Annotated in this window: 17 protein-coding genes and 1 pseudogene; 9 read left to right on the top strand and 9 right to left on the bottom strand. The window is 65.7% G+C overall.

What is annotated here, in order from left to right; translation table 11 throughout:
- Positions 1–80: 80 nt before the first annotated feature.
- Positions 81–827: an alpha/beta hydrolase gene (locus BR47_RS0105670; protein ID WP_029118866.1), complete on the bottom strand. Its 747-nt coding sequence runs from the start codon at positions 825–827 to the stop codon at positions 81–83.
- A 291-nt stretch (positions 828–1,118) separates the two neighbouring features.
- Here BR47_RS0105670 and BR47_RS0105665 point away from each other — a divergent pair, with 291 nt between their 5' ends.
- Positions 1,119–1,499: a nuclear transport factor 2 family protein gene (locus tag BR47_RS0105665; protein ID WP_081831203.1), complete on the top strand. Its 381-nt coding sequence runs from the start codon at positions 1,119–1,121 to the stop codon at positions 1,497–1,499.
- Positions 1,496–2,890, top strand: coding sequence for a cytochrome P450 (locus BR47_RS0105660; protein ID WP_231506662.1), 1,395 nt, complete (start codon positions 1,496–1,498; stop codon positions 2,888–2,890). The genes BR47_RS0105665 and BR47_RS0105660 overlap by 4 nt, the downstream gene beginning before the upstream one ends.
- Before the next feature lie 15 nt (positions 2,891–2,905).
- On the opposite strand, the gene BR47_RS0105655 is transcribed toward BR47_RS0105660, so the two are convergent.
- Entirely contained in the window at positions 2,906–3,814 is a 909-nt protein-coding gene (locus BR47_RS0105655; protein WP_029118863.1) for a TIGR03560 family F420-dependent LLM class oxidoreductase, read from the bottom strand.
- Positions 3,811–4,545, bottom strand: a complete 735-nt coding sequence (locus BR47_RS29795) for a hypothetical protein (protein ID WP_029118862.1) — start codon at positions 4,543–4,545, stop codon at positions 3,811–3,813. Before BR47_RS29795 ends, BR47_RS0105655 begins: the two co-directional genes overlap by 4 nt.
- 81 nt (positions 4,546–4,626) lie before the next feature.
- Between BR47_RS29795 and BR47_RS0105645 the strand changes: the two genes are divergently transcribed.
- Entirely contained in the window at positions 4,627–5,133 is a 507-nt protein-coding gene (locus BR47_RS0105645) for a MarR family winged helix-turn-helix transcriptional regulator (protein WP_029118861.1), read from the top strand.
- A gap of 8 nt (positions 5,134–5,141) precedes the next feature.
- Here BR47_RS0105645 and BR47_RS0105640 read toward each other — a convergent pair whose 3' ends face one another.
- Complete coding sequence (locus BR47_RS0105640) at positions 5,142–6,251, bottom strand: serine hydrolase domain-containing protein (protein WP_231506661.1); 1,110 nt, start codon at positions 6,249–6,251, stop codon at positions 5,142–5,144.
- A gap of 204 nt (positions 6,252–6,455) precedes the next feature.
- Here BR47_RS0105640 and BR47_RS29790 point away from each other — a divergent pair, with 204 nt between their 5' ends.
- Genes BR47_RS29790 through fahA form a run of 4 tightly spaced genes read left to right on the top strand, consistent with a single transcriptional unit; the run spans position 6,456 to position 11,835 of the window.
- Positions 6,456–7,976 (top strand): DHA2 family efflux MFS transporter permease subunit, encoded by a 1,521-nt coding sequence (locus BR47_RS29790; protein WP_051634651.1) that lies wholly within the window; start codon positions 6,456–6,458, stop codon positions 7,974–7,976.
- A 27-nt stretch (positions 7,977–8,003) separates the two neighbouring features.
- Positions 8,004–9,221, top strand: coding sequence for a 4-hydroxyphenylpyruvate dioxygenase (hppD, locus tag BR47_RS0105630; RefSeq protein ID WP_029118859.1), 1,218 nt, complete (start codon positions 8,004–8,006; stop codon positions 9,219–9,221).
- On the top strand, positions 9,221–10,525 hold the full coding sequence (gene hmgA / locus BR47_RS0105625; RefSeq protein ID WP_029118858.1) for a homogentisate 1,2-dioxygenase: 1,305 nt from the start codon (positions 9,221–9,223) through the stop codon (positions 10,523–10,525). Before hppD ends, hmgA begins: the two co-directional genes overlap by 1 nt.
- Complete coding sequence (fahA, locus tag BR47_RS0105620) at positions 10,522–11,835, top strand: fumarylacetoacetase (protein ID WP_029118857.1); 1,314 nt, start codon at positions 10,522–10,524, stop codon at positions 11,833–11,835. Before hmgA ends, fahA begins: the two co-directional genes overlap by 4 nt.
- Here the strand turns inward: fahA and BR47_RS0105615 are convergent.
- The 4 genes and pseudogenes from BR47_RS0105615 to BR47_RS0105600 all read right to left on the bottom strand — a co-directional run bounded on the left by BR47_RS0105615 (position 11,822) and on the right by BR47_RS0105600 (position 15,613).
- The gene (locus BR47_RS0105615; RefSeq protein ID WP_036426729.1) at positions 11,822–12,721 is read right to left on the bottom strand and encodes a phenylalanine 4-monooxygenase; all 900 of its coding nucleotides are present in this window, start codon (positions 12,719–12,721) and stop codon (positions 11,822–11,824) included. The two genes, fahA and BR47_RS0105615, sit on opposite strands and share 14 nt — an antisense overlap.
- A 65-nt stretch (positions 12,722–12,786) precedes the next feature.
- The gene (locus BR47_RS0105610; RefSeq protein ID WP_029118855.1) at positions 12,787–13,272 is read right to left on the bottom strand and encodes a DinB family protein; all 486 of its coding nucleotides are present in this window, start codon (positions 13,270–13,272) and stop codon (positions 12,787–12,789) included.
- Between the two features lie 40 nt (positions 13,273–13,312).
- Positions 13,313–14,632: pseudogene (locus BR47_RS0105605) on the bottom strand (cytochrome P450); the annotation flags it as partial.
- Between the two features lie 189 nt (positions 14,633–14,821).
- Positions 14,822–15,613, bottom strand: a complete 792-nt coding sequence (locus tag BR47_RS0105600) for a protein kinase family protein (protein WP_029118853.1) — start codon at positions 15,611–15,613, stop codon at positions 14,822–14,824.
- 128 nt (positions 15,614–15,741) lie between these two features.
- On the opposite strand from BR47_RS0105600, the gene BR47_RS0105595 reads away from it, so the two are divergent.
- Entirely contained in the window at positions 15,742–16,551 is an 810-nt protein-coding gene (locus tag BR47_RS0105595; RefSeq protein ID WP_029118852.1) for a tyrosine-protein phosphatase, read from the top strand.
- Positions 16,552–16,561: 10 nt separating this feature from the next.
- The gene (locus tag BR47_RS0105590; protein WP_029118851.1) at positions 16,562–17,572 is read left to right on the top strand and encodes an AraC family transcriptional regulator; all 1,011 of its coding nucleotides are present in this window, start codon (positions 16,562–16,564) and stop codon (positions 17,570–17,572) included.
- Between the two features lie 36 nt (positions 17,573–17,608).
- Here BR47_RS0105590 and BR47_RS0105585 read toward each other — a convergent pair whose 3' ends face one another.
- The gene (locus BR47_RS0105585) at positions 17,609–18,583 is read right to left on the bottom strand and encodes a prenyltransferase/squalene oxidase repeat-containing protein (RefSeq protein WP_029118850.1); all 975 of its coding nucleotides are present in this window, start codon (positions 18,581–18,583) and stop codon (positions 17,609–17,611) included.
- Positions 18,584–18,598 lie beyond the last annotated feature (15 nt).

Genomic DNA, 18,598 nt, shown 5'->3' with positions numbered 1-18,598 from the left:
TTTCCCCTCACGTCTTTCCTGTGGTGCGCGTCATATTGCAGCTGATGCCCCGGCCCGGTCACGACCATAACGGAGCCACTTCAGCTGCGCGCACACTCAGCGCCTGGGGCGAGGTGCCGGGTGAAGAAGCGGGCCGCGTCCTCCCCCGCGAATTTCGGGACGCCGGTGTGGCCACCCATGTTGGCGTGCAACGTCTTTTCTCGGGAGCCAAAGGCATCGAATACCTCGAGCGCCATCTGGCGGTCGTTCGATTCGTCGTCCCACTGCAGCAGGACGTGCACGGGAATCGTGACCTGACGGGCCTCGTCGAACATGGAGCGAGGGACGAAACTACCGGCGAATAGTCCAGCGGCCACGATGCGTGGTTCGACCACCGCCAACCGGATACCGATGGCCATCACCCCGCCGGAGAAGCCGACCGGACCGCCGACCTCCGGCAACGAGAGGAGTACGTCAAGGGTCGCCTGCCATTCCGGGACCGCGGCGTCGACCAAGGGCATGACGAGGCGGTGGACGATGTCGCTGACAGGCTGGCCCGCGGCCAGCGCCCGGTGCAGATCGGCGCGGGCCCGCTCAAGATCAGCCAAGCGGGGGCGATCACCACTGCCGGGTAGCTCGATGGTCGCCGCGGCGAACCCGTTCGCCAAGGCGCCGCGGGCACGGTTCGCGAGTCGCGGATACATCTGACGCAGGCCGCCGGGATGCCCCAACAGGATCAGCGGTGCGGGTGAAGAGCCGGGCGTCCAGAGGATGCCCGGGATGTTGTCAAGAGTGAATGACCGCTCGACGCTGCCGTCGTCGAGACGCTGTTCGGAAATGAAATGCATGGTCGTGCCTTTCGGGAGTGCTCGTGAGACGGCGCTCCCGGGACGACCTATCGCCCAACCGTGGCCCTGGTGAGGAGCACCCACGTCGATTCGTTCACGGGTACCACCTCCTCGTCCTCTCGCATGGCCCGCCAACGAAACTAGCAGCGGCTTCTTTTTGCGGCCAACCATTTTCGTCACGGGATGCGGCTGTGCCGCCACACTTCGACCGGCGCCGAAGCATCGGCGGCGCATTCTGGAGCCATGACCTCTGCAAACTCTGACGAAGTCGATAACCGAGGAACCGAAGCAGTGACGCATGCGTGGGAAGAAGCGCTGGCGAACCACGATGTCGAGGCCCTGTTGGCTTGCTACGCACCGGACCCCACCCTGGAAAGCCCGGTGGCAGCGCACATCTTGGGCGGGCCTGGGGTGTGTCGGGGCCATGAGGAGCTCAGACCTTTCCTGACCGAGGTGGTGGCACGTACCCCGGACGAGCGGCACTACTACCGCGCCGGATTCTTCACCGACGGCCACCGCGCCACCTGGGAGTATCCCCGCGAGACACCGGACGGCCAGCAGATGGATTTTGTCGAGGTAATGGAGATCGAGCACGGATTGATCCAGGCTCATCGCGTCTACTGGGGTTGGCGCGGAGTCGAGATCCTGGCCAGCGATGGCTACTACCGATGATTTCGATCCTGGGAGATGCGCGCGGCATTCCGTCTAGCCTGGCGGTAGTCGATCCGCGGGGGGCGAACAACGTGAATATCGATCTGAAGAACCGGGCGCACTGGCTGATGGGGTATGGGCTCCCCCGCGCGACACTGAAACTGCTCGCGCGTCGGGGCGACCCGTTCGCGCAACTCCTCCTTGATGACGGTCAACATGATCGCGCGTACGACCTGATCGAGCAGATTCGCCGGCAAGGACGCATGGCGCCGGCATTCGGCGGCAACGCGCTGGTGACCGCCGATCTGCAAATCACTCGAGAAACTTTGCGCGACAATCGTTTCCGCACCGCAAAACCGTACGATCGGTCGCCGTTCCGCACCATCCAGCGTCTGTTCGAGAAGACCAATCCCCGCGTCATCAATCCCGTCGAACCGCCGTCACTCCTGATGGTCGACGAACCCGACCATGCGCGCCTGCGTCGCCTGGTGTCGCGGGCCTTCACGCCGAAAGCCACCGACGGGCTTCGGCATCGCATCCACGACGTCGCCGACCGCTTGCTGAACGAACTCGGCGACGGCAGCGGCGAATGCGACTTGGCGGTCGCCTACGCGTCCCGAATCCCCATCGAGATCATTGCGGACATGCTGGGAATTCCCCGCGCGGAGGCGCCCTACCTCTACGAAATGGGCGAATCCACCTCCAAGTTGATCACCACCACCGCACCGTCGTGGCGGAACTTCCAGACCGCCGTCGCGGCGCTGCGCGAGCTTGAGGGCTACCTTGCCGCCCACATCGAGCGATTGCGCGGCGCAAGCGCCGATGACAGCATCCTGGCCGCCGTTGTCCAGGACACCGAACTCTCCGACTTCGAGGTCAGGACGTTTGCGGGCCTACTCCTCGGTGCCGGATTCCTCACTACCGCACATCAATTCGGCAACGCCGTCGTAGCACTGCTCAATCATCCCGACCAGCTGGCACGCCTCCAGGCCCATCCGGAGGGCTGGCCCAACGCCGTCGAGGAGATCCTGCGCTACGACTCGGTCTCCCAGATCGGAGTCAGAGTGGCGACTGAGGACGTTGAGGTCGGCGGATACCCGGTGCAAAAGGGGACCGCCGTCTTCCAGCTCCTTGCCGGCGCCAACCGCGACCCAGCGGTGTTCGAGCGCCCCGACCAATTCGACACGGCACGCGCCAACGCCCGCGATCACGTCAGCTTCGGCACCGGCAGCCACGTCTGCCTGGGTGCTCCCTTGGCGCGCATGGAACTGCAGATCGGCCTGGAGGCACTGTTCGCGCGGTTCCCCAATCTCGCTCTCTCGGGTACGCCGGCCACGAACGACAGCACGCTGCTGCGCGGAATCAGCTATCTCCCCGTCTCGCTCGCGCCCGCACCGGTCAGCTCCGTGTGACAACGTGCTGACGCTTTATAGGCCGGTCCGTGAAGACCCGCAGACAGCGCTGGGCTCTACTGTCGCCAGTTGGCTTGCGGCACTGACCACGACGCCGAGCTCGGAGAGCGTCCACGGCCGGCCGCGAGCGATCACGACGACGTGCTGGATGCCGAGACCCGCCAGTTTCCGGCAACGTTCGACCAGCTGGTCGGCGGACTCACCGGGAGTCAATGCGGTAGTGAGAGTGTGTTCGATCTCCTGACGCGGCCGCCCGATCTCGTCACAATGCCGCCCGAGCGCGTCGAGCTGACGACGAATCACGCTGTCCCCGTTCGGGATATCGAACAGGTTGCAGGCATCTGCGTATTCGGCAACCATGCGCAAGGTACGGCGTTCACCGGTGCCGCCGATCAGAACGGGTGGCTGCGTGGTCGGCCGTGGCCTGCCGATGGGGTGTTCAGCGCGGTAATAGCGACCCTCGTAAGGAGATTCGTCGCCGTCCCACATTCGGCGGGCCAGCTGGAGCAACTCGCCCATGCGGTCGAATCGTTCGCCAGTCGGCGGCAGGAACAGCCCGAGCGCTCGCGCTTCGTCGGTGTTGTAGCCGGCACCCAGCCCCAACCATGCTCGTCCGCCGGACAATACGTCCAAAGTGGTGACGGCTTTGATCAACAGCGCCGGGTCGCGGAACGTCGTTGCGGTGACCAAGGTGCCGAGCCGCAAATCCGAGGTTTTGGCGGCCAGGAACCCGAGCGTGGTGTACGCCTCCAGCATCGGCTCATCCAGCCGGCTGGCGGGGTCGGCCTGCAGCAGATGGTCCGCCACCCAGAGCGTGTCAACGGCTGTGTCGTCGAGGAATTCAGCCACGGCGGCGAGATTTGCGCGAATGGCGGTTGGTCCCTCCGGCCACGAGAAGTTGGTGACGCTGACGCTGAGTCTCATGCCGGCCCTCCGGGGACGGCATGCTCTGGCCGGTTGCTGGCGGCGCGGCGCTTCGGCAGCAGGAAGCCAACGGCGACAAGCCAGATCAGAGCCGAGAACCTGGCGACCGGAAGGAGCGGCGCGACAGGCGGCCAGATGAGAACCAGCGTCGTCAGCTCGGCGGCCACGGCGATCCCGAGGCCGATCCACGCCAGGGTCCGCGGCACCAGACGCAGGATCAGCGCCGGTACCGCGAGGCCGGCCGTCAGCAGTCCGAGCATCACGACATGCGCTACGCCGCCGGAGAGGAACACCAGGTAGTAGAGCGCGTTGATCAGTGGGCCGTCGGAGAGGATCTCCGGCCGCGACAGTGTCCACAGCAGCAAGCTCGACAATCCCAGTCCCCCAGCAGCCAGTACGCCGCCGGCCAGGGCGATGGTGGCGCCCGGTGCGGTGACGCCGAGCTGCCGTAGTCGCGCACTGGCCGTGGCCGCGTAGATCAGGAGCGGCACAGACGACCCGAAGACGAAGACCGCGCACACCTGCGCCGACGATGAATGCGCGCGGAAGTAGTCGAGCACTGCCGCTGAATTCCCGTACGGCAGCGGCGGCATGCCGCCCAGCACGACACCCAAGATGACGCCACAGAGCAGCAGGCCGAGCGAAATCGTGCCCAGAAGCCACAGCGGCGGCCCGGCCTGCTGCGGCGCCCGGCTGGTAGCGGTCGGTCGATCGCGGGTGTAATCGTTCATACAATGAACGATATTCTCGGTGAACTGGACACGTCAACCTCATTCACAAAGTGAACGGTTTCGTCCGTGTATTGTTCGTCCATGTCATCAGCTTCCAGCGCCCAGCAGCGGGGCGGTGTTGCGTTCCTGCTCGCCCAGCTCGGCCACCACGCCGCTCAGTTGTTCGCCGAACGCCTTGTGGCCGTGAAGCTGACGCCGCCACACGCCGGCATCTTGCGGATGATCGCCACCCGGCCGGGCCTCAGTCAGCAGGAACTGAGCGGGCTGCTGGGTCTGCTGCCCAGCCGGGTGGTCGCATACCTCGACGAACTCGAGTCACGAGGTGAGGTCGAGCGCCGGCGAAACCCGACCGACCGGCGTCTGTACGCGTTGTACCTGACCAAATCGGGCGAAAAGTTGATGCAGACGCTTTCGGAGATCGCTCGCGAGCACGAACAAGAGCTGACGTCCGGCTTGACCAGCCAACAACGCAAGACGCTCAACGAACTGCTCGCGACCCTCGCCGACGAGCAGGGCCTGACACCGGCGGTACACCCGGGCTTCCGTCAACTCGGCCGGCGGCGTGACGAAAAGTCAACCAACCGCTGATCATTCGCTCACAACGCGGCGTAGGTGGCTTCGATGAGATCGCTTGCACGGCGATCCCCGGCCAGCGCGTCGCGACGTAGGTTGGGCACGAACGCGAACGCCAGTTGATTACCGGCGTCGCCGAACGCGAACGCGCCACCCGCACCGGGATGCCCGAATGCCCCAGGTCCGGCATTCTGCGGAAACGAGAACAGCTGAGACGGTCGCATGTACCCCAGTCCGTAGCTGGAGTCGAGGACCATGACAGCATCAGACCCGCTGTGCCGCGGACGGATTGCGTCGTCCAGAGTCTCCGGACGCAACAGCTCGCCGGCACTCAGCCGTGCGTAGAACTCGGCCAGTGCGCGCGCGGTGGTTATCAATCCGCTCGCCGGCCAGCCGGCTGCCAGAACGTCGGGATGGTTGTAGCGCGCGGGCGGATTGGCGGTGGCATGGGTGAACAAGGATTGTGGATCGCGATAAGCCTCGACGAGCCGTGCGACCGTCGTGGCGGGGATTGTGGTTGTGTCCGTTGCCCATTGCTGTTCGCTCGCGTCGGGGAAACCGGTACGGGCGATACCGTCGAGTGCGGCTGCGCTGGCGCCGATCATGAGGTCCGCGCTGACGGTCGATCGAACATATTCGCCCACAGTGGTTTTCGCGTGCCGGCGAACGATCTCGCCGGCCAGCCAGCCGAACGTGAATGCGTGATAGCCGTGCCTCGATCCCGGCTCCCACAACGGACGCTGAGCGGCGAGCAGACCCGCCATCAGTTCCGGATCGGCGGCCTGCTCGATCGAAACGGGACGCTCCACAGCGGGTAGGCCGGCCGCATGCGACAGCAGATGCGCACTCGTGGTTTCGCCTTTGTCCGCCGCGCCGTACTCGGGCCACCAACTCACCACTGGCGCTTCCAAGTCGATACCGTGGCGCTCCGCCACCATCAGCGCGGCCGTCGCGGTTACCGCCTTGGTACACGAGAAGGTGACGCACGCCGTGTCGCGCTCCCAGCGTCGGCCAGAGCGCGTGTCAGCGACCCCGCCCCACAGATCGACCACGGGTCTGCCATCGATCACGACCGAGACGGCAGCGCCCCAGTTCTGTCCGTCGGCGAAGCTTGCCTCGAAGATGTCGCGCACAGCGGTGAACGCGGGATCGACGCTCCCCTCCGTCAGTCCTGCCATATCGGCACGTTACCGCTGGGGCGACACCGAATCGCTTCGATCGGTCCGCTCAGCGGTCATGCTGTGCGAAGGTTTACAGCGCATCAGCGCGGTCACTGACGGCAGGACAGCGATTCAGTGGGGATCACAAATGTTCGCGAACAGATCATCGCTTCGAGCATGAGCGGTGCTGGCAGCCGACCTTTCGGCGTACGTTTCGGCAGCGCGGCAGGACGCTGGGTTCTCGCCGCCACCGTTCTGGGGTCGGGCATGGCGCAGCTCGACGCGACAGTCGTCAACGTCGCGCTACCGGCAATCGGGCAGGATCTCAACGCCGAGGTCGGCGGCCTGCAACTGGTGGTCAGCGCCTATTCGGTGACACTCGCCGCGTTGATCCTGCTGTCGGGCAGCCTTGGCGACAGATTGGGCCGCAAGCGGGTGTTCGTAGTCGGCGTGGCGTGGTTCACGGTGGCCTCAGCGATCTGTGCGGTGGCACCCAACGCCGAAATGCTCATCGCGGCACGCGCTTTGCAGGGCATCGGCGGCGCGCTACTGACACCGGGCAGCCTCGCCATCATCCAATCGGTATTCATGCCGACCGACCGTGCGAAGGCGATCGGCGCGTGGTCGGCCCTGGGCGGCGTCGCCGCGGCAATCGGTCCGCTACTCGGCGGCTATCTGGTGCAGGCGATCAATTGGCGTGCCATCTTTCTGATCAATGTGCCGTTGGGCTGCCTGGTCGCGTGGCTCGCAGTACGCCACGTGCCCGAGAGTCGCGACCCGTCGACCGCCGGCCGTCTCGACTATGCGGGAGCGACCGCGGCGACGGCAGGGCTCGCTGGTACGACCTACGCGGTCGTGGAAGGACCCAACCGCGGCTGGGATTCTCCGGTCGTTCTCGCAGCCGGGGTGCTCGGTGTCATTGCCCTGGTCGCATTTGTCGTGATCGAACGGCGCACCGCGAATCCCATGCTGCCGCTGGGCATTTTCTCCTCACGGCAGTTCACGAGCGCCAACGCGGTGACCTTCGTCGTGTACACCGCACTCGGTGGCGTCTTCTTCCTGCTTGTGGTCGTTCTCCAAACCGGGCTCGGATACTCCCCCGTCGCCGCCGGCGCCGCCACGCTGCCGGTCACGGCGATCATGCTGGCCCTGTCGTCGGCGTCCGGTGCTCTCGCTCAGCGCATCGGTCCACGACTGCCGCTGACCATCGGTCCGCTCGTGATCGCGGCCGGCATGGTGCTGATGACGCGGATCGGCCCGGGCGCCTCGTACAGCACCGTCGTGCTCCCCGCCGTGGTCGTCTTCGGGTTGGGGCTCGCGGCGACGGTCGCACCCGTCACGGCCGCCGCCCTCGCAGCCGCTGATGAGCGCCACGCCGGTGTCGCCTCTGGAGTCAACAACGCGGTGGCACGCACCGCGGGGCTGCTGGCCGTCGCCTTGCTGCCCCCGCTGTCCGGGCTGACGGGTGACGCCTTCCGATCACCCGCCGCGATCACCGCCGGCTTCCACACGGCGATGCTGATCTCGGCCGGCCTTGCGGCCCTCGGCGGAGCGCTCGCGTTCGCGACGATCTCCAACGACCTGCTCGCCGACGAACCGGACGAGGAACCCCCGAGTCACCACTATCACTGTGCGCTCGCCGAGGTTCCCGCCGGTGAACGCGGCCGTACGGAACACGGCGGCGAATTCATCGAGTAATCCCGCCTTTGGGAGAAGAATGTCTACATGGCGAACCAGAGCGCCCTGACCGACCAGGAGAAGCAGGCCCGGCTCGACGTCAACCAGCTCAAGCAGCTGGTGGGCCTGGTGGAGTACGACCCCAGTAATGACCCGTTCCCCGTAACCGGTTGGGATGCCATCGTTTTCGTCGTCGGCAATGCCACCGAGGCAGCGAGCTACTTCCAATCGACATGGGGCATGGAACTGGTCGCCTACTCGGGGCCCGAACACGGCAATCGCGACCACAAGGCGTTCGTCTTGCGGTCGGGATCGGTGCGGTTCGTGCTCAAGGGCGCAGTGAGTCCCGACAGCCCCCTGATCACGCACCACGCCACCCACGGCGACGGCGTCATCGACATCTCGTTGGAGGTGCCCGACGTCGACAAGTGCATTGCCCAGGCCAAGGCCGCCGGCGCGACGGTCCTCGACGAACCGCACAACGTCTCTGATGACCACGGCACCGTGCGCGTGGCCGCCATCGCGACCTACGGGCAGACCCGGCACACTCTGGTGCAACGCGAAGTCGCCGGCGTCCGCTACAACGGCCCCTACCTGCCGGGCTACCAGCCGGCGACCAGTGGCCAGGTCAGACGCGACGGTGCGCCCCCACGCCTGTTCCAGGCCCTCGACCACGTCGTCGGCAACGTCGAACTCGGCAAGATGGACGAGTGGGTCGGTTTCTACAACCGAGTCATGGGATTTGTGAACCTGGCCGAGTTCATCGGCGACGACATCGCCACCGACTACTCGGCGCTGATGTCGAAGGTGGTCGCCAACGGCAACCATCGGGTGAAGTTCCCGCTCAACGAACCGGCCGTGGCGAAGCGCAAGTCGCAGATCGACGAGTATCTCGAGTTCTATCGCGGACCGGGAGTGCAGCACCTGGCGCTGGCCACCAACGACATCTTGGCCAGCGTCGACGAGCTCCGCCGGCAGGGCGTGCAGTTCCTCGACACCCCGGACACGTACTACGAGGACCCGGAACTGCGTGCCCGCATCGGCGAGGTGCGCGTACCGGTCGAGGAACTGCAACAGCGCGGCATCCTGGTCGACCGTGACGAGGACGGCTATCTGCTGCAGATCTTCACCAAGCCGTTGGGAGACCGGCCCACCGTGTTCTTCGAACTCATCGAACGCCACGGTTCACTGGGTTTCGGCAAGGGAAACTTCAAGGCGCTCTTCGAATCCATCGAGCGTGAGCAGGAAAAGCGCGGGAACCTGTGATGTCCGGGTACCAAAGCGGTTTCGGCAACAGCTTCGAGAGCGAAGCGCTGCCCGGCGCATTGCCCATCGGCCGCAACTCTCCGCAGCGGTGCGCCTACGGCCTCTATGCCGAGCAGCTCAGCGGGTCGCCGTTCACCGCACCCCGCGCCGCCAACAAACGATCGTGGCTGTACCGGATTCGGCCGAGCGTGGCCCACTGGGGCGATTTCACCGCCGTCCCCGTCGAGCACTGGCGCTCCGCACCCGACCACGCTCCTGCCGTTCCCATTGCCCAAATGCGCTGGAACCCCTTTCCGCTGCCGGATCCCGCGGTCGAGGACACGACGTTCGTCACCGGCGTCCGTACCGTCACCACCGGCGGGGACGTCAACACCCGCAGCGGATTCGCCAACAGCATCTACACCATCACGTCATCGATGGTGGACGCCTACTTCTACAACGGCGACGCCGAAATGCTGTTCGTCCTCGAGCACGGCAATGTTCGATTCTGTACCGAGTTCGGGATCATCGACGCCGAGCCCTGCGAGATCGTCGTCATCCCCCGCGGTGTGAAGATGCGCATCGAGGTGCCCGACGGTCCGGCCCGCGGCTATCTGTGTGAAAACTACGGCGTCCCATTCACTCTTCCCGAGCGCGGCCCGATCGGCGCCAACTGCCTGGCCAATTCGCGCGACTTCCTGACACCGGTCGCGGCCTATGAGGATCGGGACGTCCCGTCCACGATGTATGTGAAATGGGGCGGCACGCTGTGGCGGGCGGACATCGCCCAGTCACCGCTGGATGTCGTTGCCTGGCATGGCAATTACGCACCGTACAAGTACGACATGCGGCGATTCTCCCCCGTCGGCCCGGTGCTGTTCGACCATGCCGACCCATCGATCTTCACGGTGCTCAGCTCGCCGAGCGAGACGCCGGGAACGGCCAACGTCGATTTCGTCTGCTTCCCCGAGCGGTGGATGGTCGCCGAAGACACCTTCCGGCCGCCGTGGTACCACGTGAACGTCATGAGCGAGTTCATGGGACTCGTGCGCGGCGTGTACGACGCCAAGCCGAACGGCTTCGTACCCGGCGGCGTCAGTCTGCACAACAGCATGACGCCACATGGTCCGGACGCCAACGCATTTCAGGCTGCCAGCACCGAGGAACTCAAGCCGGTCAAACAGGAGAACACACTGGCCTTCATGTTCGAGTCCCGGTTCCCGCAGCAGGTGACCTCCTACGCCGCCAATCATCCTCAGCGGCAACAAGATTACGCCGACTGCTGGAGTGGGCTGGTCAAACGATTCGATCCGGACAAGCCGTGACAGCACTGGACTTCACCCACGATCCGGGCCGACGGAGTTGGGTGGCCTCCGCGGGCCCCGATACTGACTTTTCGCTGCAGAACCTTCCGTTCGGCGTGGTGGCCGCTGCCGACGACGAACCGCGCGGTGTTGTCCGGATCGGCGACATGGTTCTGCATCTGAGTGGCCTCGCCGAGTCCGGGCTGCTCACCGGAGAGGCACAGGCGGCGGCCGAAGCCGGGGCGGACGGAGCATTGAATGCGTTGTTCGCCTTGGGGTCTGGTCCCCGTGTAGCCCTTCGTAGGGCGCTGCACGCACTGCTTGCCGAGGGTGCGCCGCAGCAGCATGCCGTTTCGGCGCTGCTCATCCCACTGCGTGACGTCGACGTCCTACTGCCCGCCCGCATCGGCGACTACACCGATTTCTACGTCGGCATCCATCACGCCCGTAGCGTCGGTGCGCTGTTCCGGCCCGACAATCCCCTTCTTCCCAACTACAAATGGGTACCCATCGGCTATCACGGACGCGCCTCCAGCGTGCGCGTCAGTGGGATCCCGATCGGCCGACCGAATGGGCAGCTGAAGGCCGCGGATGCGTCGGCGCCCGTGCTGGCACCCACGCGGCGCCTGGATTTCGAGCTGGAGCTCGGCGCGTGGATCGGCCCAGGGAACCGCCTCGGCACGCCGGTGCGCATCGATGACGCCGAATCCCACATCGCCGGTTTCTGCCTGCTCAACGACTGGTCCGCCCGCGACGTGCAGGCCTGGGAATACCAGCCTCTTGGCCCATTCCTGGCGAAGAGCTTCGGCACCACGGTCTCTCCCTGGGTGATTACTCCAGAAGCCTTGGCGCCGTTCCGGACTCCGTTCGATCGTCCCGAGGGTGATCCCGCTCCCCTGCCCTACCTCGACAGCCCGCGGCACCGTGCGAGCGGTGGGCTCGATATCGAGCTGCAGGTGCGTATCAGCACGGCCCGCATGCGCGACGACGGCGAGCCGCCGCACCCGATCACCCGCTCATCCAGCCGCCACATGTACTGGACCTTCGCGCAGATGGTCACTCACCACACGAGCAACGGATGCAACCTGCAGCCCGGCGACCTGCTCGGCAGCGGCACCCTGTCCGGTCCCGACACCGGCTCCGAAGGCAGCCTGCTGGAGCTCAGTCACGGCGGCACAGACCCGATCACGCTGCCCAACGGGGAAACGCGCACGTTCCTCGAAGACGGTGACGAAATCACGCTCAGTGCAAGGGCTCATCGCCCCGGCGCGGCCACCATCGGGTTCGGCGAGTGCGTCGCCGTCGTCCAATCGGCCATCACCTACCCGTGACCTGAGAGGCGTCGTGCACCAGGCGCTCCACCATGGTGTCGTCGACCTCGGCGAAGAATCCGCCGACGACATCCTCGATCTCGCTGAATCCCCTGGCGCAGAAGAGAATCGGTTGGTAGTGCGTGATGTCGTAGGTTTGCACACCCATCCGGGCGATGTTCAATGGCCGCAAATCCGCGACATCGATCTGCTGGATCTCGCCGAACGAGGAGAGCAGGCCGGCGCCGTACGTGCGTACCTCACCATGCTGACGCACCACACCGAACTCCAGCGAGAACCAGAAGACCTTCGAGATGAATTCAAGCGCCTCAGTCGTCTTCACCCGCTGTGCTGCCTGCCCGGCCAGCCGGTACAGCGCCGCGAACCGCTCGTGCGCCAGGCAGTTGCCGTGGCCGACCACCTCGTGGATCAGGTCCGGCTCGGGAGTGTAGAGCGGCACGGAGTGGTGCCGGATGTACTGGGTGGAGTGGAAGATGCCGTCAGCGAGCAGTCCGTAGAACTCACGCAGCGGCACCAGACCGGCCGCCGGCACGTACTGAAAGCCGGTCAGCGGCCCGAGCTTCTCATTGACCTCTACCAGTTGTGGGATCCGATCCTCGGGAAGCCCCAGCCGCTCCCTGCCCTGCAGATACTCGGTGCAGGCGCGGCGCTGGTGCAGCCGGTGCAGCTCGGCGCACGCGATGCGCCAGACCTCCTGCTCGTCGTCGGTGTAGGTCGCGACGGGCGGCGGTGTCCCGGGCTGCCAATCCATGGCGAGCGCGGCAATTGCGTTGCGCCGGGCCCGGTATTCCGGGTCGACGGCGCCAGGATGATCCGCAGCCAGATGGACGGTGACGTCATCTCCCGACCGCGTCACCGGCGCATACAACTGCGCTTCCTCGAACATCGCTGCCTCCCGGGGGGCCGGGCGTCGCACAGCGCGGCGTCTATCACCCAGGATATGCGCGCTGATCACGCACGACTGGCAAGCACCTGTTCGCGCAGGATGTCGGCGTGCCCGCAGTGGTGCGCCAGCTCCCGCAGCACCTGCAACGTGACCCAACGCAGGGTTCGCGGCCCGGACTGGTGCCCCGTCACGACGGTGTCAAGCGGTAGATCGGCGACCGCCGCCCGCGCTGTCGCACAGACATCGCGGTGCGCCGCAAGAACCGACGCGATGGTGTCGTCGTCATCCAGCTGGAAGGACTCGTCGACGCTCTGCACGAGGCCGAGTGCCTGACGGGATGTGCCGCCGACGCATTCCTCGAGCCACACGCGCTGCATCCAGGTGACGTGCTTGAGCAACCCGAGAAGTGTTGTCGCTGAGGGGACGAGGCGCCGGCGGGACTCCTCCTCGGTGAGGCCGTCGAGGGTCAGTTCGACGGCACGGCGGTAGTCCTCCACGAAGGCGTCGAGCTGGGCCCGTTCGTCGTCCAGCAGTACATCGAACGAGCCCATCGCTGTCCTCTCATCACACCGTGGCGGCCGGCTGCTTCCTGGTGACCTTCACCATCATCTTGGAGTAGCCCTTTACGAAGTTGGATTGGGTGTACTCGGGCTCCCCCACAACCTCGATGTCCTCGAACCGGGCCAGCAGCTCCTCCCACAGGATTTTCAGCTGCAGCTCGGCGAGACGGCTGCCCATGCAGCGGTGGATGCCGATGCCGAACGCCAGGTGATGGCGGGCGTTGTGGCGGCCGATGATGAAGTCGTCCGGATTCTCGAACTTGCGCTCGTCGCGGTTGGCCGAGGCGTACCACATGACGAGTTTGTCGCCCTTGCGGATGAACTGTCCGTTCAGGATGGTGTCCTGCTTGGCGACGCGGCGCATGTAGGCCAGCGGGGTCTGCCACCGGATGATCTCGTGGACCGCCTTGGTGATGAGGCCCGGATCGGCCTTCAGCCGGGCGAACTCGTCGGGGTTCTGGTTCAGGGCGAGCACGCCACCGGTCATCGAATTGCGGGTGGTGTCGTTGCCGCCCACGATCAGCAGGATCAGGTTGCCGAGGAACTCCATCGGCCGATCGATCAGGTCCTTGGTGTCGTCGGACGACTGCATGAGCGTGATGAGGTCGAAGCCGGGCTTCTCTCCCGCCGCCAACCGCGCCTTCTTGTCGTACCAGAGGGCGCTGAATGCGCGCGCCATATCGGCTGCGGCGCTGAACATCTCATCCATGTCGGCCTCACCGCCGGTGGCCGAGGCGCTGCCGGCCACGGTGTCGGTCCAATAGACCAACTTGCGGCGCTCGTCGTAGGGGAAGTCGAGCAACGTCGCCAGCATGCGTGAGGTCAGTTCGATCGAGACGGTGTCGACCCAGTCGAACGGTTCGTCCAGGGGCAGACCGTCGAGGACCTCCTGCACCCGGGTCCGAATCAGTGCCTCCATCTCCTGGAGGTTCTGGGGCGCCACCACGCCCTGCACCGCGCCGCGCTGCTCGTCGTGACGCGGCGGGTCCATGGCAATGAACATCTCGACGTCGAGGCCCTCGGGCGGGTCGCCGATGATGATCTGCGGCTCGGCGGAGAATCGCTCGTTGTCCTTGTCGACGGTGACGATGTCGTCGTACCGGGTGATCGACCAGAAGGGCCCGAACGGGCTGTTCGGCTGGTAGTGCACCGGCGCCTCGTCGCGCAGCCGCTTGAAGTACTCCTGCCAGCGGCCCTGACGGAACATGAACGGGTTACTGACGTCGATGTCTGCCAGCTCGACATCCTCGACGGGCGGAATCGGGGCCTCGACGAAGACCGGCGACTTGTCGCCGACCACCGACTTCTTCGTCTTCTGGTACAGGTGCATGCCCTTGATCTGCAAAGGCATCGGGATGGTCGACTGCGCGCGGCTGCGCACCGGATCGAGGATTGCTTCCTGCGCCTTGGTGATTGCCTGATCGAGAATGTTCACGAGTTTCTCCGTCTTGTCAGATCTGGAATTTCGGGCTGTGGATCGGCATCTGACCAATTCTCATGCCGTTGCTGTGCGGCAATCCAGGAATTGGCCACTTCTACGTCATGCAGGCACGGTTTGCTCCAGTGCACTGCGGTGCCGCCGGACGAACTCGAGGTCGCTCTCCAGCAGCGCGACGAACGGTCGCGCGCCGTGGTCGCCGGCGTCCACCGCGGCACGGCATGAGCGGACAGCCTCACCGATGCGTCCGATGACGTCGTCTACGAATCCTTCGCGGTCGTCGAGACCGTAGGCGTCAAGGAATGTACGCAGGCGTCGCGCGACGTCGGGAGCCTTGGACCAGCCCCGGGCACGGGCGTGATCGCGCGCGTGCAGACCCACGACATGCCATACGGCATAAGCTAGTTCGCGGCGCCGAGTGGTCGGTCCGGCGTGATCCCAGTCGATCAGCGAGTGGATCCGGCCGGTGGAGTCCGCAACCAGATTCGCGAGGCTGACATCGTTGTGCCCGATGATCTCACCGTCCCGCAGGCCGCGGCTGCCGTCCCGCCAGTGCAGTTCGGGTCCCGGGCGGAAGCCCTCCACGGCGTCGTGGAACTGCCGCAGCAGACGCGCAACCCGCACCAGGTTCGCTTCGAAGCGCAACCAGGCGGGCCAGCCCTCGGCACTGGCGGCCGTTTGCCCGTCGATGAAGGTCAGCACCTCGTGGCCTTGGGAGTCGACGCCGAAGACCCGGGGCGCACCCTGAAAGCCGACCGACTCGAGGTGCTTGAGGAGCTCGTGCACGGCCGGGGTCCAGTGGCCGGTCGAGCGGCGGACCGTTCCCCCGGTGCGAAGCACCGTGCCGCCCCAGCCGCCGGCCAGCCGTTCTGCGGTGTCGTTGACTGCAACCATCGGGGCCTCCTCGCATCGACTGTTCGTTGGCAATGACGCTACGAACCAAAACGTGCAGCTGGGAGACCCTAAGCGGCTGAAAACTTACTCGAAGTGGCAAGGCTGAGGGCAGATGTAAGCTACCGGCCGTGGCCGTCGTCGATCAGTACCACCTCTCCGGTGCCTGGAACTTTCGTGACGTCGGCGCCCTTCAAACCGACGACGGACGTGCGATCCGGCCCGGCGTTCTCTATCGATCATCGGAACTGTGTGCGCTCGACGCCGACGGTCAGAAGAACCTGCGCGAACTGGGGATCACCGACGTCATCGACCTCCGCAGCGAGAGTGAGATCGCGTGGAACGGTCGCGATGTCCTACCGCCGGGCGTGACGCTGCACGCCGCGGCGGTCCACGACGACGGGCAGCAGAAGGCCCCTCACGAGCCTGAACGCGTCGCCACGCCAGAGTTGTTCGAGGCCGCCCTGGAGTACGCCTACAGTCGTTTTCCGCTGCTGCCGACAGGACAGCGCGCACTCGCATACACAGTGCGCGTGGTGTTGGAAGCAGAAGGCGGCGTCCTCATTCACTGCGCGGCCGGGAAGGATCGCGCGGGCTGGATCGTCGCCGCGCTCCTGCGCGCTGCCGGAGTCCGCGAGGCCGACATCCTGGCCGACTACCTGCGGAGCAACGAGGCCGTGGAACCGCTGCGCAAGCATGTGATCGACCGCAACGGTGACGTATCCCAACTCTCGGACAAGATCCTCGGGGTCCACGGCGACTTCATCGCCGCATCGTGGCGGACGGTCGACGAGCAGTTCGGCAGCTTTGACGCCTACCTGGGCGAAATCGGCGTCGACGCACCCGTGGTCGCCGCCCTTCGCGCCCGCCTACTGGACGAAACCGAAACTGCCACAATGAATTCGGCGAAGCAAAACGATCTTGGTGCCGCAACTTACTAGATTTGGCAATGTGGTTGATTGGGACATCCCCCGCACGCCGACAAGCGTCGGCGTGCTGCTCGGTCTGGCCAGTGAACGGGGCATCAGCCCGGAAATGTGTCTGGCCGGCTCGCGCCTGACCGTCCGTGGCCTGCAGAGTCCCAGCGCCGAAGTCACTGCGCGGCAGGAACTGGCTGTCGTCACGAATCTGCTTGAGGCACTTGACTATCCCGATGATCTCGGTGTCGAGGTGGGACTCCGCTATCGACTTGCCACCTACGGCATATTCGGATTCGCGTTGATCAGCAGCCCGACCTTGCGCAGTGCGATCGACGTCGGTGTGCGCTATCTCGACCTCACGTTTGCGTCGTCGACGCTCGGCACCCGGGTGGTCGGCGACGAGTTCCACTTCGTCCTGGAGGCGCCGGGCACGCCCGATCGCGTCCGGCGATTCGAGATCGACCGGCTGGCCACGGCGATCGCGGTGATCAAGCGGGAACTGTCGGCTGACCTGCCACCCTTGGGCGTCCGGTTCACCCACCGCCGCCCCGCCGACCTCGACCGGTACATCGCCGCATTCGACTCTGAGCCGCAGTTCGATGCACCCGAGAATCTGCTGATTCTGCCCATCGGTCTGCTCGACCTCCCCCTGCCGCAGGCCAACGCCTACAACTCCGCCGCAACGCAGGAGCAGTGCCGCAATCTCTTGGAGGAGCGGCGTAGCCGGACCGGGCTGTCGGGCCAGGTTCGTGACCTGTTGCTGGCGTCCCCGGCACAGCCTCCGAATGCGCACGAGATCGCCCATGCGCTGCTGATGAGCCCGCGGACGTTGCGCCACCGACTCGGCGCCGAGGGCACGTCATACCGCGAACTGCTCGACGAAATCCGGCAGCGGCTTTCGGAAGAGATGTTGATCGGCGGCCGCTTGACCGTTGCCGAGACGGCCAGTCGACTGGGTTATGTTGAGCTGTCGAGCTTTTCGCAGGCGTTCCGCCGGTGGCACGGGATGAGCCCGCGGGCCTTCCGCGCGTCCCGCAGCTGAGAGCCAAAGGCTCCGCCCTGCAGGCTGTTCCCGCGGTTATGCCGCGGCATCCCACCAGTCGAGTAGCCGTGTGCCGTAAAGGGTGAGCCACTTCGAGGGCTGCCCGGCCGGCACATCGACCTCGAACCACACCCGCCCCGGCTGCCGGCCCGTCTGCAACCAGGTGCCGTCCGGCTGCCGGGCAGCCCGCACGATGTCGACTGCGTCGCGTACCCGCGCATCCGGAGTGGTGCCATCCTGTAGCGCGGCGCTGCGGAAGTACTCAGCCGCGTTGATGGCGCTGTACGACCACCGCATCGGGTAGGTGAAATCGTTGATCCACTGCCCCACAGGCTGATTCGTGCTGAGCCGGTTGAGTAACCGGCGTTCGAGCAGGTACTCCTCCCCGCGCCGGCGTGCCGCCCGAATATCGGCGTTACCCGACGTGGCGGCCTCGAACGCGAGCAGTCCCTTCAGCGAATTCAGCGTCGAATGAAACGAAGCGCGGCGCGAACCTTCGACCCAATCGCAGTTCCACCCGCCATCGGGCAACTGATGCTCGAGAAACCAGCCGGCAAGGCCGTTGACATCCGCGCCGAGCCACACACCGTTGGCCAGGGTCCACGCATTGATGCAGCAATCCACCTCACCGGACCAGTAGGGCAGATCGTCGTACTCCCAGCGGGAGTGCTCGTCGAGCAACTCGACGGTCCGGCGTTCCCGCAACACCGATGCATCAAGTCCCCACTCCCGCAACGCATTCAATGTCCACGTCGTCGCAGTCCACGGTTGTCCTTCGTCGGCTCCGTCAGGGTCGTCGAAGTCGAAGTCCGCAGGGAAGAACGCACCGCCCGCCCACTGGCCGTCGGGGTCCTGCAGCGCGAGCAGTCGTGCACCGAAACCCTCGGTCGCGATTCGCGACCGGGTTGCCTCCCACACCGCCGGCGTGGCGTCGAGCAGGTCGCGCTCGACCTGCCAGCGCAGGGTCGGATCCGAGTCCAGCAGCCAGTCCGTCAGGGCCTCGCTCGTCATCAGACCGCCATCACG

The organism is Mycobacterium sp. UNC410CL29Cvi84 (genome assembly GCF_000686745.1).
Classification (GTDB): Bacteria; Actinomycetota; Actinomycetes; order Mycobacteriales; family Mycobacteriaceae; genus Mycobacterium; species Mycobacterium mucogenicum_B.
This window is presented reverse-complemented; position numbering and strand designations above follow the sequence as displayed.